A 263-nucleotide genomic window follows, 5' to 3' on the forward strand; every position below is an offset into this window, starting at 1 on the left:
TGGCGGATCGCCACCGCCAATGCCTTTTTGCTGAAGGCTGAACTCGAGAAGGAGGAGGCCGAGCATGGACACTGATCACATGCAGGACGCGGATCGCTCCCACCGCCATGGCCTGATCGGCATGATCCTCGACGTCGCCGTGCGCTTTCGCTGGGCGATGGTCGTACTGACGCTCGGTGTGGCAATCTATGGCGTGGTGAATTTGCTGCGCCTGCCCATCGATGCCGTGCCCGATATCACCAATGTACAGGTGCAGATCAACA

Annotated in this window: 1 protein-coding gene; it reads left to right on the top strand. The window is 59.7% G+C overall.

Annotation, left to right across the window (positions count from 1 at the left end; all coding sequences use genetic code 11):
- Positions 1-112: 112 nt before the first annotated feature.
- A partial coding sequence (locus A3736_RS08565; RefSeq protein WP_156502054.1) for an efflux RND transporter permease subunit occupies positions 113-263 on the top strand: 151 nt, incomplete at its 3' end.

Origin of the sequence: Erythrobacter sp. HI0063, from assembly GCF_001635685.1 — a bacterium.
GTDB lineage: Bacteria > Pseudomonadota > Alphaproteobacteria > Sphingomonadales > Sphingomonadaceae > Qipengyuania.